General features: G+C 70.8%; 15 protein-coding genes and 1 pseudogene. 5 read left to right on the top strand and 11 right to left on the bottom strand.

The annotated features are described in order from the left end of the window. Window positions 1-3: 3 nt before the first annotated feature. From JOM49_RS15585 to JOM49_RS15575, 3 genes are all read right to left on the bottom strand, one after another. On the bottom strand, window positions 4-939 hold the full coding sequence (locus tag JOM49_RS15585; RefSeq protein ID WP_209664996.1) for a glutamate ABC transporter substrate-binding protein: 936 nt from the start codon (window positions 937-939) through the stop codon (window positions 4-6). A gap of 341 nt (window positions 940-1,280) precedes the next feature. Continuing rightward, window positions 1,281-1,871, bottom strand: coding sequence for a carboxymuconolactone decarboxylase family protein (locus JOM49_RS15580; RefSeq protein ID WP_209664995.1), 591 nt, complete (start codon window positions 1,869-1,871; stop codon window positions 1,281-1,283). Between the two features lie 22 nt (window positions 1,872-1,893). Continuing rightward, window positions 1,894-3,258, bottom strand: coding sequence for an MFS transporter (locus tag JOM49_RS15575; RefSeq protein WP_209664994.1), 1,365 nt, complete (start codon window positions 3,256-3,258; stop codon window positions 1,894-1,896). Window positions 3,259-3,357: 99 nt separating this feature from the next. Between JOM49_RS15575 and JOM49_RS15570 the strand changes: the two genes are divergently transcribed. Continuing rightward, on the top strand, window positions 3,358-3,834 hold the full coding sequence (locus JOM49_RS15570; RefSeq protein WP_209664993.1) for a MarR family winged helix-turn-helix transcriptional regulator: 477 nt from the start codon (window positions 3,358-3,360) through the stop codon (window positions 3,832-3,834). Here the strand turns inward: JOM49_RS15570 and JOM49_RS15565 are convergent. Continuing rightward, window positions 3,831-4,934 carry a serpin family protein gene (locus JOM49_RS15565; RefSeq protein WP_209664992.1) on the bottom strand — a complete coding sequence of 368 codons (1,104 nt, stop codon included), beginning with the start codon at window positions 4,932-4,934 and terminating at the stop codon, window positions 3,831-3,833. The genes JOM49_RS15570 and JOM49_RS15565 overlap by 4 nt on opposite strands. Window positions 4,935-4,944: 10 nt before the next feature. Next, window positions 4,945-6,213 carry a deoxyguanosinetriphosphate triphosphohydrolase gene (locus tag JOM49_RS15560; protein WP_209664991.1) on the bottom strand — a complete coding sequence of 423 codons (1,269 nt, stop codon included), beginning with the start codon at window positions 6,211-6,213 and terminating at the stop codon, window positions 4,945-4,947. A gap of 233 nt (window positions 6,214-6,446) precedes the next feature. Here JOM49_RS15560 and JOM49_RS15555 point away from each other — a divergent pair. Beyond that, window positions 6,447-6,647: pseudogene (locus JOM49_RS15555) on the top strand (hypothetical protein); the annotation flags it as partial. Between the two features lie 141 nt (window positions 6,648-6,788). On the opposite strand, the gene JOM49_RS15550 reads toward JOM49_RS15555, so the two are convergent. The 4 genes from JOM49_RS15550 to JOM49_RS15535 all read right to left on the bottom strand — a co-directional run bounded on the left by JOM49_RS15550 (window position 6,789) and on the right by JOM49_RS15535 (window position 10,867). Beyond that, a complete protein-coding gene (locus JOM49_RS15550; protein WP_209664990.1) occupies window positions 6,789-7,442 on the bottom strand; it encodes a YdcF family protein in 654 nt (217 codons plus the stop codon). Window positions 7,443-7,617: 175 nt separating this feature from the next. Continuing rightward, complete coding sequence (locus tag JOM49_RS15545) at window positions 7,618-9,003, bottom strand: glycine--tRNA ligase (protein WP_209664989.1); 1,386 nt, start codon at window positions 9,001-9,003, stop codon at window positions 7,618-7,620. A gap of 123 nt (window positions 9,004-9,126) precedes the next feature. Further along, a complete protein-coding gene (locus tag JOM49_RS15540) occupies window positions 9,127-9,795 on the bottom strand; it encodes a class F sortase (protein WP_308158748.1) in 669 nt (222 codons plus the stop codon). A gap of 4 nt (window positions 9,796-9,799) precedes the next feature. After that, window positions 9,800-10,867 carry a hypothetical protein gene (locus JOM49_RS15535; protein ID WP_209664988.1) on the bottom strand — a complete coding sequence of 356 codons (1,068 nt, stop codon included), beginning with the start codon at window positions 10,865-10,867 and terminating at the stop codon, window positions 9,800-9,802. Between the two features lie 238 nt (window positions 10,868-11,105). On the opposite strand from JOM49_RS15535, the gene JOM49_RS15530 reads away from it, so the two are divergent. Next, window positions 11,106-11,498 carry an ArsR/SmtB family transcription factor gene (locus tag JOM49_RS15530; protein ID WP_209664987.1) on the top strand — a complete coding sequence of 131 codons (393 nt, stop codon included), beginning with the start codon at window positions 11,106-11,108 and terminating at the stop codon, window positions 11,496-11,498. After that, entirely contained in the window at window positions 11,495-11,914 is a 420-nt protein-coding gene (locus JOM49_RS15525; protein ID WP_209664986.1) for a Fur family transcriptional regulator, read from the top strand. The genes JOM49_RS15530 and JOM49_RS15525 overlap by 4 nt, the downstream gene beginning before the upstream one ends. A gap of 6 nt (window positions 11,915-11,920) precedes the next feature. Here JOM49_RS15525 and JOM49_RS15520 read toward each other — a convergent pair whose 3' ends face one another. Continuing rightward, window positions 11,921-12,583: a TetR/AcrR family transcriptional regulator gene (locus tag JOM49_RS15520; RefSeq protein ID WP_209664985.1), complete on the bottom strand. Its 663-nt coding sequence runs from the start codon at window positions 12,581-12,583 to the stop codon at window positions 11,921-11,923. A gap of 68 nt (window positions 12,584-12,651) precedes the next feature. On the opposite strand from JOM49_RS15520, the gene JOM49_RS15515 reads away from it, so the two are divergent. Continuing rightward, window positions 12,652-13,335, top strand: coding sequence for an NAD(P)-dependent oxidoreductase (locus tag JOM49_RS15515; protein WP_209664984.1), 684 nt, complete (start codon window positions 12,652-12,654; stop codon window positions 13,333-13,335). Here JOM49_RS15515 and JOM49_RS15510 read toward each other — a convergent pair. Then, complete coding sequence (locus tag JOM49_RS15510) at window positions 13,332-13,781, bottom strand: hypothetical protein (protein ID WP_209664983.1); 450 nt, start codon at window positions 13,779-13,781, stop codon at window positions 13,332-13,334. The two genes, JOM49_RS15515 and JOM49_RS15510, sit on opposite strands and share 4 nt — an antisense overlap. Window positions 13,782-13,786 lie beyond the last annotated feature (5 nt).

Below are 13,786 nucleotides of genomic sequence, written 5' to 3'. Positions count from 1 at the left end.
GGGTTACGACCCCGGGACGGACCCCAGCTGCGGAGGGGCCGGCGGCTGACCGGCGACGACGGTGCCCAGCGACTCCTTCCACAGCTCTTCCCAGATCCCGGCCTGCACGATCTTGGCCAGCCAGTCGTTGACGAACTTCTTGAACTCGGTGTCCCCCGGCGGCAGGCCGATGCCGTACGGGTCGCTGGTGAACGGCTCGCCGATCACGCGGATCTTGTCGTTGAGCCGGGCCGCCCCGGCCAGCACGGTCAGGTCGTGCACGTAGGCCACCGCCTGCCCGGCTTCGAGCGCCTGGATGCACTCGTTGGCCGTGCCGAAGGTGCGCACCTGCGCGGTCGGGGCCACCCGCTTGAGCGCGTCGACGCTGGTGGTGCCCGCGACCGCGGCGACGGCCTTGCCGTCGAGGTCGGCGGGCTTGCTGATGGACCGCTCGCGGCTGAGCGTGGCGATCGACTGGCCGGACATCAGGTAGGGCCCGGCGAAAGCGACCTTCTGCGCGCGCTGCGGGGTGATCGTGTAAATGCGGATCACCGCGTCCACCGTGCCGACCTGCAACAGGGTCTCGCGCGTCTCGGGGGTGGCTTTCGCGATCTTCACCGCGGATTCGCCGATGATGTATTTCGCCAGCAGCTTCGCCAGCGTCGCGTCAAAACCTTCGGTTTCGCCGGTAATCGAATTCCGTTCGGAAAGCAACGGCAGATCGAGTTCCCCGCCGACGATCAACTGGCCGCGCTGGCGAATGGCCTGGGCGGTGGGGCTCGCGGCCAGTTCCGCCTCGGTGGCCACCGGGGCCCGGTCGAGCAGTCCGCCCGGCCCGGGCGCGGGGCTGCCCCCCGGCGCACCAGGGGTGTTCGGGCCACCACAGGCGGTCAGAGCCACCAGTCCGGCGGCCGCGGTGGCCACCGCCAGCCAGCGGCGTGCCGGAAACACCCTCACCATCTCGTGCCACGCTCCATTCGTCATCCCGCGGCCGTGCCGGGGCCCGACTCAATAGCTCACCGGCATTACTGACTGGCCCCCGAGACTTCCCAGCCGGAGCACACAAAACCCGCTCTTGGCGCAACCATAACCACGCGGAACCACTAATTGTTAGCCCGAATTTCGGTGAGTGATAAACCAACTCGGCGAATCCGGTGCACGATCTTGTCCGCAGGCCGCGAATGCGGGAGTGGGGCGGCCCGAACGCACCGAAGACCGATCCCGGGCCCCTTCGGCGTACCCGAGATCGATCTTGTCCGGTAACGTTTCCGTGACCTGCTCAGCGATTAATCGGAAACTGCTTAACCGGCCTGGGGCGGCGGCGGGGTGACCTGGGGCACACGGCAGGCGTCGCCCGAGGTGAAGCCCTGCTCGGTGATGTCCAGCGCGTTGTTCATCCGGGCACGCATGTTCTCCAGCGCGATCTGGTAGGTCAGCTCCAGCACGCCCTTGCGGCCGAACTCCGCTTCGAGCTCGGCGACCTGCTCGTCGGTCACCGTGACCGGGGTGGCGGTCATCGCGTCGGCGTAGGCCAGCGCGAGCCGCTCCTGACGGCTGTACAGCGGCGACTCGGCGTAGTCGTCGATCGACTTCAGCCGGTCGATGTCGAGGCCTTCGTGCTTCTGCAGCATGGTGCCGAAGTCGACGCACCACGAGCAGCCGAGCTGGACGGCCGCCCGGTACACCGCCAGCTCGCGCACGCTGACCGGGAGCTCCTTGGCCACCCGTTCCGCGAACAGCTCGGTCACCAGCCCGGCCCAGAGCACCCTCGGGTTGTGCGCGCTGACCGCCATCGGCTCCGGGACCGCGCCGAAACGCCGCCGCGCGACCCGGTCGATGACGCGCAACACGATCCCGCCGTCCTTCGTGGCCAGCGCGGGGATACGAGGCATGGTCGTCCTCCTTCGTTGTGTCCTATGCCCTGCTGGACGAGACGGCCTCTTCGGTTGTGACAGCGCGCGGCGAGCAGGCGAGCGCGACCACCATCGCGAGCGCGGCGGCGGCGAACACCACGGTCAGCCCCGCCGCGCCGAACCCGCCGGTGACCAGCAGCGCGAGCCAGCCGAGCACGGTGGTCCCGGCGACCCCGCCCGCCTGCCTGGCGAAGGTGAACACGCCCATCGTGGCGCCCATCTCCGCCGGAGCCGCCCGTCCCTGCGCGAGCACGGTGTAGGCGGAGACCACGAGCATGAAGCTGCCGCCGGTGAGCACCAATCCGGCGGCCAGCAGCGCCACCCCGCCGGCGTGCAGGGACACCGCAATCAGGGTGAGCCCGGCGATGCCCGTGACACAGCCCCAGCGGCCCCAGACGAGCATCCGCGGCCAGCGCCGGGCCAGCACGGCGAAACCGCCGGAGACGAGCAGTGAGCCGCCCGTCATGGCCAGCAGGAGGAGCCCGGCGGCACCCGGGTCGCCGCGGACGCCGAGCGTGATCGCCAGCGAGACGTAGGTGAACGTGCCGTAGAGCGCGATCCCGGCGAGCGTGGTCGCCAGCACCGAGCGCACCACCACGCGATCGTCGAAGATCCGCCTTGGGATGAGCGTCTGCGTCCGCGCGAAGGCGAACCCGGCGGCCACCGCGAGCCCGGCCAGCAGCGGCGTCCACAGTGGACTGCGAGCCAGTTCCGGCACCGTGCCGAGCGCGGTCGCCGCGGCACCGGCGAGCACCAGCAGCGCCGAACCACGCAGGTCCAGCCGTGCACCCCGGTCACCGGAACGGCGGCCGGGCAACCCCGCGAGCCCGAGCACCAGCGCGACCGCACACAGCGGAAGATTGCCCCAGAACAGCCAGCGCCAGCCCCAGGCGTCGGCGACCAGGCCGCCCGCGGGTGGTCCGGCGAGCGAGGCGACGGCACCGACGGCGACCTGCCAGCCCTGCCGTCGGATCAGCTCCTGACGGCTGAACAATTCGCCGAGCGCCGCCATCGCCCCGACGATCAGCCCGCCAGCCCCGGCGCCCTGAACGGCCCGCCCGGCGATGAGCGAGCCGATGTCACCGGCCACCGCGCACCACGTGGAACCGGCGGCCAGCAGCGCGACGGCGAGGCCGAACGCGGCCCGTCGCCCGTACAGGTCACCGAAGCGGCCGTGGATCGGCGTGGAGACGGTGGCGGTGAGCAGGGACGCGGCGGTGATCCCGGCGACCGCGGGACCGGCGTCCAGCTCGGCGCCGATCATCGGCAGCGCCGTGACGACCACGGTCAAATCCAGTTGTGCCAGCAACATCCCGAGCAGGAGGCCGGCGAAGGCCAGGGAGCGACTACGCTGATTCGCGTGCATATCGCACACGTTAACGCGTGCAATACGCACGCATCAAGGGCATGGCAGTATGTCCGGCCATACCCGCATGGGTGATCTTGGTTTCGAAGAAAGGCTGAGGTGACCGAAAACGAGAAAGTCCGGCCCGGCCAGCACGGTGGCGGACCGGCGTTGTTCCGGTTGGTCCGGTTCTGGTCGCGCCGGTGGGCGCCCGAGGTGGTCGAGCGGCTCTACGACGGCGCACCCGAGACGTGGACGGTGCAGAACCTCTACGTGATCGACGCGATCCACAGCGCGGCGCAGGCGGATCCGGAGGTGACCGTGGCCGACGTGGCCCGCCAGCTCGGGCTGGACCGCTCGGTGGCGAGCCGGATGATCACCGACGCGGTCCGCGACGGGTTCGTGCTCCGGGAGACCTCCGGGCAGGACGCCCGCCGCGCCCGGCTGTCGCTGTCGTCCGCCGCGGAGAAGTTCCTCGCCGCCGCCCAGGAGTACCAGCGCGCGGCGTTCGGCGAACTGGTCGCGCACTGGCCCGCCGAGGACCGGCGGCGGTTCGCCGGTTACCTGGGCAGACTCGCCGGAGAGGTGTTGCGCTAGACGCGAGCGGGGTCGGTGATCCTGGCGAGGAAGTAGACGGCGCCGGTGCCGGCGTGGCGGACCAGCAGCAGGAACGGCCGGTCCACCCGCACCTGCACCGGATCGCCCATGGGCATGGACACCATGCGGATCATCGCCGCGGTGGCCGCCGCGCCTTCCAGGCCGCTTTCGTCGATCCGCAGGACCGCCTGGTGCAGCACGTCCGAGACGAGCAGCCGCGGATCGGGGCTGAGGCCGGTCAGGTCGGCTTCCGGGCTGAACAGCGTCCGCACGCCGAGTGCCTTGAGCACGGCGGTGAGATCGGTGCGCAGATCCAGTTCGAGCTTCGGCAGCGCCAGGCTCACCTGGGTGAACTGCTTGGCGGACAGCAGTTCCGCCAGTCGTTCGGCGTCCAGCTCCACCTCCGCGTCGGCCAGTTCGCCGTCCGGCAGCAGGACCACGGCCTCCACGTCACCGACCGCGGGCAGCGTGACCACCTGCCAGCCGCCGGTGTGCGCGTACCCGAGCTGCTCGGTCTGCCGCATGGTCGGCACCTGGACCTCGCCACCCGGCGTGTGGAAGGGCGCGTCGGTGGTGGCGTGGTCGCGGAACGGGCTGGCCCACGCGGTCTTCAGGTAGAGGGCGTTGACCACGGCGGCCACGGTGTCCGGGCCGACCGAACCGGGGGTGAGCAGTTCGGGGATCAGGTCGTGCGTGGTGGTGGCGATGTCGGCGTTGATCGTCCGGCGCGCGCCCTCGGGGTCGTCGACGAACGGCGCGCTCGCGACCGAGCCGTGGGGCCAGTCCGCCAATTCCGCGGTGAACTCTTCGCGCAGCTCGAGCCCGTCCCAGGCCCAGAGCGTGTTCGCCACCTCGAGCACCGGGGTGTCCTGGTTGTCCGGGCCGTGCAGTTCGGCGGCGGCCCGCAGCAGCTTCGCCTGGCCGTCGACCTCGCCGAGCAGCCGCACCAGTTCCTCGGCCGACTCACCGCGGGCCGCTCTGGCCACCAGCGTCAGCGCGCTCGCCGCGGAGTACGGCGACAGGCAGGTGCCCGCGGCACCGGCCTTCGAGTGCAGGGCGAGCGCGAACCGGAGGTGCCGGAGTTCGGCTGGAGCTGCCATGGCACCGACCCTACCTGTGCATCCCCGTGTGCCACGAGTGCCAAGCGTGGGCCTGGGCGTCGGTCAGCGAGGCGACCTGGTCGACGACCACCCGCAGGCGGGCCGCGTCGTCGGCGGCCTCCGCCCACGCGGGCTGGAAGACCGGGTCCAGCGGTTCCGGGGCTCGCCGCACCAGCACCTCGACCAGCTCCGCGAGCAGCTGGCGCTGGCCGTCCTGCATGGCCAGCCGCCGCGGGTCGCTCATCACGTACCGCAACGCCAGCGCCTTGAGCAGCGCGACCTCCGCGGCCACCTGGTCCGGCACGGCCAGCGACGCGGCGTACCGGGTGAGCGGGCCGTCGCCGTGGGCCGCCCTGGTGCCGGTCACCGCGGCCGAGGCGAACCGGCCGACCAGCTCGCTGGTCATCCGCTTGAGCGCCACCTGCGCGCCGAGCGAGGAGTCGTAGCGCCGGGCCAGCTCGGCCACCACCGGCAGCTCCAGCAGCCCGCGCGCCGCACCCTCCAAAGTGGACACCGGACTGGCGGAGAAGTGCTTGGCCGCCAGTTCCGCCAGCGCCGCCCGCTCCTGCGCGTCGGCCAGCACGCGGAAGGAGATGCGCCCGGCGAGCACGCCGTCCTCCACGTCGTGCACCGAGTACGCCACGTCGTCGGCCCAGTCCATGATCTGGGCCTCCAGGCAGGTGCGCCCCTCCGGCGCGCCCTCGCGCATCCAGGTGAACACGCCGAGGTCGTCCTCGTAGACGCCGAACTTCGCCACCCCCGCGCGCCGCGGCCACGGGTACTTCGTGGCGGCGTCCAGGCAGGCCCTGGTCAGGTTGAGCCCGGCGCTGGCGGACCCGTCGAGCACCTTCGGCTCCAGCCTGGCCAGGATGCGCAGCGTCTGCGCGTTGCCCTCGAACCCGCCGCAGGAACTCGCCACGGCGTTCAGCGCGTGCTCGCCGTTGTGCCCGAACGGCGGGTGGCCGATGTCGTGCGCCAGTCCGGCGGTGTCCACCAGGTCCGGGTCGGCACCCAGTTCCTCGGCGATGCCGCGGCCGATCTGCGCGACCTCCAGCGAATGCGTCAGCCGGGTCCGCGGCACGCCGCTGACCTCGGTGCCCTCCCCCGGCCCGACCACCTGCGTCTTGCCGGCCAGCCGGCGCAGCGCGGCCGAGTGCAGCACCCGGGCGCGGTCGCGCGCGAACGCGCTGCGGGCGTCGGCACGCGCACCCGGCAGCACCGCGCCCTTGGCCGGTTCGGCGAGCCGCCGCTCGGCGTCGTGTGCCGTGTAGGAGTTCACCCGCACCAGTTTAAGCGCGGGCCACGAGACCGGCCGGATCCGAAATAGGGGTTCCCCTAGGGACTTTCTCGGGTGCCGCCGGAAAGCAAACCAGGAGACGATTGTGATTCCGGTCACCACGAACACTGGAACCACGGAGGCGGTGATGAGTTATGACAAGCGCCGAAAGAGCCGAAGTCGTCACTCCTGAGACAACGCAGCTCACCCAGCAGATCACCCACCGGGCCCGCGCGATGCTGCGTGCGGTGCAGGCGGGCCGCGCGGAGCTGACCGCGAGCTGCGAGCCGGACCTGCGGGTGGACGGCCTGCACTGCAGTGACCAGGCGACTTCCCACCAGCTGGCCAGGGCGGGGCTGATCAGGGCGGCGGGCCCGGCACTGCCGGGCAGCTGGGTGCGGGCCGAGCTGACCCCGGCCGGACTGGCCGCACTGGCCCGCCCGATCCAGGGCTACACCCACCGGCGGCTCTCCGTGGTGCCACCGTTACCGGGCGGAACCGGTAACCCCAGCGCCGCGTGAGAATTGTTTCCGCATACCGGGAGAATCACATGATCGGCGGCGGAGGAATACCTTTCCTCAGCCGAGGCCGGTGCCGCCGATATCGTCGGCCGGGCGTTTCGAAATCCGGTAGAACAGCAGCGCCCCGGTTTCCCGGAAGATGTACTTGGCCTGGGTCTCGCGGGTCTGGACGATCGGCCCGCTGTGCGTCGGCGAGCTCCAGGCGTCCAGGCCGACGTCCTCGGCCATCGTCCTCGACCGCAGCGAGTGCCACGGATCGCTGACCAGCACCACGGTGCTCAGCCCGCGCCGGTGCACCTCGTCGGCGACCGCGTGCAGCGTGCCGAGGGTGTCCCGGCCCTCACCCACGGCGATCGTGTGCTCGCGCGGCACCCCGCGCTCGACCAGCCAGCGCGCCCCCGCCTCGGCCTCGGTGAAGCTGTCGCCCTCGGCGGAGCCACCCGAGGTCACCACGTACTTGGCCACGCCGGTGTCGTAGAGCTGCTTGGCGTGCACCAGCCGGGCGCGGAAGACCTCCGAAGGCTTGCCGTTGTACTGGGCGGCGCCGAGCACCACGATCACGTCGGCCGGGGACCGGTCGTCGAGGCGGGCGACGTGCCACACCCGCGCCGCCGTGCCGCCGACCACGAGCAGGGTGATCAGCACCGCGCCGACCACGGCTCGGCGCACCCAGCGGGCAGCACTCACTCGTCCGGGAATTCGCGCAGTCATAGTGGGGAAATCCTGACAGACGCACGCTCGGTAGCGAGCACCCCCTCACCGCCGCCGACCCACGTCCACTATGGACTGGGTGGACGACGGGCGGCGAGCGCCGCGGCCGGCCCGCCCCGAAGCTCCACTTCGGACACCGCGGCGGTCACGACCTGCCGTGACCGCCGTCGGCGGATCAGCAGCCGATCAGGCGCGCACCGAGGTAGGACTCCAACTGGTCGATCGAGACCCGCTCCTGGCGCATCGAGTCGCGCTCGCGCACGGTGACCGCGTGGTCCTCGAGCGAGTCGAAGTCGACGGTCACGCAGAACGGGGTACCGATCTCTTCCTGGCGGCGGTAGCGCTTGCCGATCGAACCGGCGTCGTCGAAGTCGACGTTCCAGTTGCGGCGCAGCGTGGCCGCCACGTCGCGGGCCTTCGGCGTGAGGTCGGCGTTGCGCGAGAGCGGCAGCACCGCGACCTTGTACGGCGCGAGCCGGTAGTCCAGCTTCAGCACCACGCGCTTGTCGACCCCGCCCTTGGCGTTGGGCACCTCGTCCTCGGTGTAGGCGTCGACCAGGAAGGCCATCATCGAGCGGCCGACACCGGCCGCCGGCTCGATCACGAACGGCCGGTAGCGCTGGCCGGTGGACTGGTCGAAGTACGACAGGTCCACGCCCGAGTGGTTCGAGTGCGTGGTGAGGTCGAAGTCGGTGCGGTTCGCGATGCCTTCGAGCTCACCCCACTCCTGGCCGCCGAAGCCGAAGCGGTACTCGATGTCGACGGTGCGCTTCGAGTAGTGCGACAGCTTTTCCTTGGGGTGCTCGTAGTGACGCAGGTTCTCGGCCTTGATGCCGAGGTCGGTGTACCAGGCGGTGCGGGTGTCGATCCACTGCTGGTGCCAGACCTCGTCCTCGCCCGGCTCGACGAAGAACTCCATCTCCATCTGCTCGAACTCGCGGGTCCGGAAGATGAAGTTGCCCGGGGTGATCTCGTTGCGGAAGGACTTGCCGATCTGGCCGATGCCGAACGGCGGCTTCTTCCGCGAGGTGGTCTGCACGTTGAGGAAGTTGATGAAGATGCCCTGCGCGGTCTCCGGACGCAGGTAGTGCAGGCCCTCCTCGGACTCCACCGGGCCGAGGTAGGTCTTGAGCATCATGTTGAAGTCACGCGGCTCGGTGTACTGGCCGCGGTTGCCGCAGTTCGGGCAGGGCACGTCGGACAGCTCGTCCTCGGCGACCTCCTTGCCCGTGCGCTCGGCGTACTCCTCGGCGAGCTGGTCGGCCCGGAAGCGCTTGTGGCAGGACAGGCATTCCACCAGCGGGTCGGTGAACACGCCGACGTGCCCGGAGGCGACCCACACCGGCCGCGGCAGGATCACCGAGGAGTCCAGGCCGACGACGTCGTCGCGGCCCTGCACCATGGACTTCCACCACTGGCGCTTGATGTTCTCCTTGATCTCCACGCCGAGCGGACCGTAGTCCCACGCCGACCGGGTACCCCCGTAGATCTCCCCGCACGGAAAGACGAAACCACGACGCTTGCAGAGACTGACTACGGTCTCGATGGTGTTGGCGGGCACTCCACGCTCCGTGACATGCGGGGACGAAACTCTGACTGGGAACCGTCAGAGTATCCGCCCCGCCTGAAGCGCTCCGCGAGGGGTTTGCCTGGGGTGAGCAGGCAATCGCGGATCATCGCCGGTTCACGGCCGTGAGACGAGTTCCGCGGTGACGATCCGGTTGTCCTCGTAGCCCTCGGTACCGCCGACGTAGTCCCCGCCGCAGGTGACCAGTACCAGCCGGTGCGGCCCGTCCTGGCCGAACAACTTCTGCGCGTGGTCCGGCAGGTCGTTCTTGTGCAGCGTGACCACCTCGGTGATCCGGTACTTCCACTGGCCACCGCCGGTGTCGACCACGCTGACCTCCTGGCCGGGGCTGGTGCGCCACAGCTCGTCGAACGGGCCGTTCTGCCGCTTCCAGTTCACGTGCCCGGACAGCAGCGCCGCGCCCTGGCTGTCGCCGAGCTTGGCGCCCCACCAGGTGGCCTCGTCGAGCCCGTCCGGGATGGGCAGCACGCCGTCGGCGGTGACCTCCTTGCGGATCAGCTTCGCCGTGCCGCCTTCGGGCAGCCGGACGGTGCCGGGGCTCTGCGCGGGCTCGGCCACCTGCACCGCGGTCTGCGGGGCGGAGGTGGCCGCGGGCAGCGGCGCGGCGGGCGCCGGAGCGGGCGCCTGCGCCACCGGGGCGGGGTCCGGGCCGCTCACCAGCACCCAGACCCCGACTCCGGCGACGACCACCGCGACCACGGCGAGCACGATCGCGATCAGCTTGCGGCGGCGCGGAACCTCCGCGACCGCGGGTGGCGTCTCCACCAGGTCAGCTCTTCCGCTCGACCGGCGCGGGACGGCGGCGCAGCGTCAGCACGGCACCGGCGCCCAGCAGCACGCCACCGCCGAGCAGCGACAGGCCCAGCGGGGACACGCCGTCCGAGTCCGCCGGCGCGGTGACGCCCGCCGGGATCTTCGTCGGCACCTGCGGGGTGCTCGACTGCGGGTCGGCCGGGGTGAAGTTCTTCGGGATCGAGCAGCTGACGCCACCGAGCACGTAGCGGGACTTCACGTCCGCGACGACCACGCCTGCCGTGTTCGTGACATGCGAAACGATCTCGACCAGCCAGCCCGCCGACGAGTTCAGCTCGCCGCTGCGCCACTGCTCCTGCCGCAGCAGTGAATCGAACTCCGTGATCGGCCGCAGGGTCAGATCGGAAACGGTCTTGGTCGTCGCGCTGGTGTCCTCGCCCTCGGCGGTCTTGTCGCTCGGCGGGCCGAACGGCAAGCCCGTCAGCTCGACTTTGCCGTCCGCGTCCGGCTCGACCTTCTCGAGGTCTCCGGTCGGCTGCGTGCGGACCCAGATGGCCTCGGCGGTGGTGGAGCCGGTCAGCTTGTCCGGGGCCGCGCACTCGACGGTGGACTTGGCCCCGTCCAGCGCAAGGAAGGTGTTCTCCAGGTCCGTCTTGCCGCCGAGGGTGACGTCCTGCAGCGCGTAGTTGGTCTCGGCGGTGGCCGTGGGCACGTTGGTGTCCTTCAGCGTCGCCACCACGTTGTGGTCGCGGCTGTCCACGTCCGCCGGGTACGGGCTGGCGTCCGGGTTGTACTTGCCGAGGTGGATCAGGTAGTTCGAGCCGATGGCCTTCTTCTCGCCCTCGTCCTTGGGCAGCAGGTTGCGCTCCGGCCCCAGCTTCGACTGGCCCGCCTTGAGCGGGGACTTCTGCGTCTCGGTGACGACGGTGCCCGCGCCCTCACCCTCGCCCACCTTCGCCGCGGCGGCGTTGGCGTAGGCGACCGGGCCGGTCTCCTCGTCCACCTGGGCCGAGGCCACCCCCGGTACCACCGCGAAGGCCAATGCCGTCGTGCCGGCGGCCAGCTTCGTCACTAAACGCGTCATGGCTCCTCAGCTTCATAGGCGCTTCTGCCGTAACACACACGCGCGATCGCCCGCGTGGGTTGCTTGCGTCACCCCAGACCACGCAGCGTGGCCGTCACCCGGCCAAACTTCGCACGGCAGTCCACAAGATAGGAAACTTACTCACGATTTACCCTCGTTGTCACTCGAACGGCGCAACGTCCGAGACAAGCATTAGGATGGTAAAGACAACCCTTTTCGCCAACCGCTGGAGTGGACGATGCCGACGGTGAGCCCGGACGCCGCGCCCCCCGGTCTGCCGGAGGACGCCGAGCACGTGCACTCCCCGGCCCGGACCCCGTCCCCGCACGCGCCGACCCCGTCGTCGGGCACCCTGGTCGAGGCCGGGGAACTGCTGCGCGCGCTGGCCGCGCCGGTCCGCATCTCGATCGTGCTGCAACTGCGCGACGGCGACCGCTGCGTGCACGAACTGGTCGACTCGCTCGAGGTGGCCCAGCCGCTGATCAGCCAGCACCTGCGCGTGCTCAAGGCGGCCGGTGTGGTGCACGGCGAGCGGCGCGGCCGCGAGGTCGTCTACCGCCTGGTCGACGACCACCTGGCGCACATCGTGGTGGACGCGGTGGCGCACGTGCAGGAGGGCAGGCACCCGTGAGCACCCCGACCAGGGGCCGGGCCCCGCTGCCCGGCCGCCGCTCCACCAAGCAGCGCGCCGCCGTGGTCGAGCTGCTGGACGCGGTCGACGACTTCCGCTCGGCACAGGAACTGCACGACGAGCTGCGCAAGCGTGGCGAGGGCATCGGCCTGACCACGGTGTACCGGACGCTGCAGTCGCTGTCCGAGGCCGGGGAGATCGACGTCCTGCGCACCGAGTCCGGCGAGGCGATCTACCGCCGCTGCTCCTCGCACCACCACCATCACCTGGTCTGCCGCCGCTGCGGGTACACCGTCGAGGTGGAGGGCCCGGCGGTGGAACGCTGGGCGGAGAAGATCGCCAGCGGCAACGGGTTCTCCGACATCTCGCACACCGTGGAGATCGTCGGCCTCTGCGCCGACTGCGCCAAGGCCTGACCCGGCTCAGGCCTCGTCCGGCTCCAGCGCGTCGAGGATGAGCGCCAGGCCGAAGTCGAACTCGTCCCCGTAGTCGTAACCCGGTTTCAGGGCGTGCTCGGTCATGAGTTCCATCAGGTGCGGGTAGTCGCCGACGGGCGCGACCTCCACGATCCCGGCGGCGACCTCGTCGAGTTCGGACGAGTCGCTGAACGGCAGACTCAGTTCCTGGAGCACGAACCCGTAGAGGTAGCTGTCGATCACCGAGAAGGCGTGCGCGGCCATCACCACGGAGAAGCCACCGCCGCGCAGAGCGCCCAGCACGGCGTCGTGGTGCCGAAGGGTGGCCGGGCCCGGCTGCTTGCGCGAGTCCATCAGGCCGACGGCCCACCGGTGACGCCGCAGCGCCGCCCGTGACGAAGCGGCGCGGTCGCGCATGCTCTCCTTCCAGCCCGCGGCCGGATCGGGCAGCTCGATCTCGCCGAACACCGCGTCGACCATGCCGTCGAGCAGGTCGTCCCGGCCGGCCACGTGGTTGTAGAGCGACATCGCCTCGACCCCGAGCCGGGCGGCGACCGCCCGCATGGTGACCCCGGCCTCCCCCTTCTCGTCGGCCAGCGCCATCGCCGCGCCGACCACCCGGTCCCGGCTGAGCGGCGCCCGCCGCGGCTTTGTGCCGCGCTGTCCCATCCACTGCCTCCTTGACTGGCTTACAACGTAAGTCTAGCGTTACTTACAACGTAAGTCCGGGAGGACACATGAAGAAGGTCTGCATCGTCGGGGCGTCGGGAAAACTGGGTCGGTACATGGTCCGGCAGGCACTGGACCGCGGTTACCAGGTCGTCGGCGTCTGCCGGGAGCGCAGCGTGCCGAAACTGGCGGAGTTCGCCGACCGGATCACCGTCGTCCCCGGTCCGACGAACGACCCGGAGTTGATCCGCGAGGCGGTCGCCGGCTGCGACGGGGTGCTGACCGTGCTGGTCCCCTGGGGCGTGCAGCAGTACTCGTCGGGCACCGCGCAAGCCGTGCTCGACCACGCCGAACCCGAGGCGCGCCTGATCTTTTCGTGTGGCTGGCACATCACGCGGGACGGCGAGGACAAGTACTCGTGGAAGTTCCGGGCGTTCCTCCGGGTCGCCACCCGGCTGGCCCGGCTGGTGCGCGCGGCCGAGATCGACGACCAGGTCGAGGCGTGCCGCCGGATCTTCGCCAGCGACCGGCGGTGGACCGTCGTCCGCGGGAGCGATCTGGAAGAGGGCGAGAGCCAGGGGCTGCCGGTGTGGAGCCGCCACGTCGGTGACCCGATCCTCGAGAGCAACCTGACGCGGCGCGTGGACTTCGCGTTGTTCATGGTGGAGGCGCTCACCGACGACACGCTCGTCCAGGAGACACCCGCGATCGTCGGCTGCCGCACGCCGAGCGCGCTGGCCGCCGCGAGCTAGCGCAGGGCCGCGAGGAGTTCGTCCGCCGCCGGGTCGCTGATCACGTAGGTCCGGCCGTCCCGGGTGGACACCCGGACCGCCGGGCCGCGGCGGAAGACGAACCCGATCCGGCCGGCACCGGTCAGGCGGTAGCCGAACCCGTGGAAGTCGCGCCACGGGTCCACTTCGGCCGGTTCCACGGCGACGATCTCGTGGCGTGGCACGGTTTTGGTGAACAGCGGGACCAGCTTCAACCGGAGGTGCTCGTCGTCGACCTCGATGCGCCCGCGGGACAGCGCCAGCGGGCCGGACACCCCCAGCAGGATCACCGTCGCCACCGCGCACGAGATCGGCGCGTCCCCGGCGAACCACCACAGCGCCGCGCTCAGCAGCACGCACCCCGCGCAAACCGCGCGCAGGCCCCACGCCACTCCACGCGGAAGCAGCACGGTCGTCCGATAGGCCACGGCTC

It is taken from the genome of Amycolatopsis magusensis (assembly GCF_017875555.1).
GTDB classification, from domain to species: domain Bacteria; phylum Actinomycetota; class Actinomycetes; order Mycobacteriales; family Pseudonocardiaceae; genus Amycolatopsis; species Amycolatopsis magusensis.
Note: the sequence above shows the minus strand (reverse complement) of the source record. Positions and strands in the feature narration are given on the sequence as shown.

Bases quoted from the DNA above. Each gene is read 5' to 3' on its own strand.
- JOM49_RS15585 (WP_209664996.1), bottom strand. From the start codon at position 939: ATGGTGAGGGTGTTTCCGGCACGCCGCTGGCTGGCGGTGGCCACCGCG.
- JOM49_RS15580 (WP_209664995.1), bottom strand. From the start codon at position 1,871: ATGCCTCGTATCCCCGCGCTGGCCACGAAGGACGGCGGGATCGTGTTG.
- JOM49_RS15575 (WP_209664994.1), bottom strand. From the start codon at position 3,258: ATGCACGCGAATCAGCGTAGTCGCTCCCTGGCCTTCGCCGGCCTCCTG.
- JOM49_RS15565 (WP_209664992.1), bottom strand. From the start codon at position 4,934: ATGGCAGCTCCAGCCGAACTCCGGCACCTCCGGTTCGCGCTCGCCCTG.
- JOM49_RS15550 (WP_209664990.1), bottom strand. From the start codon at position 7,442: ATGACTGCGCGAATTCCCGGACGAGTGAGTGCTGCCCGCTGGGTGCGC.
- JOM49_RS15535 (WP_209664988.1), bottom strand. From the start codon at position 10,867: ATGACGCGTTTAGTGACGAAGCTGGCCGCCGGCACGACGGCATTGGCC.
- JOM49_RS15530 (WP_209664987.1), top strand. From the start codon at position 11,106: ATGCCGACGGTGAGCCCGGACGCCGCGCCCCCCGGTCTGCCGGAGGAC.
- JOM49_RS15520 (WP_209664985.1), bottom strand. From the start codon at position 12,583: ATGGGACAGCGCGGCACAAAGCCGCGGCGGGCGCCGCTCAGCCGGGAC.
- JOM49_RS15515 (WP_209664984.1), top strand. From the start codon at position 12,652: ATGAAGAAGGTCTGCATCGTCGGGGCGTCGGGAAAACTGGGTCGGTAC.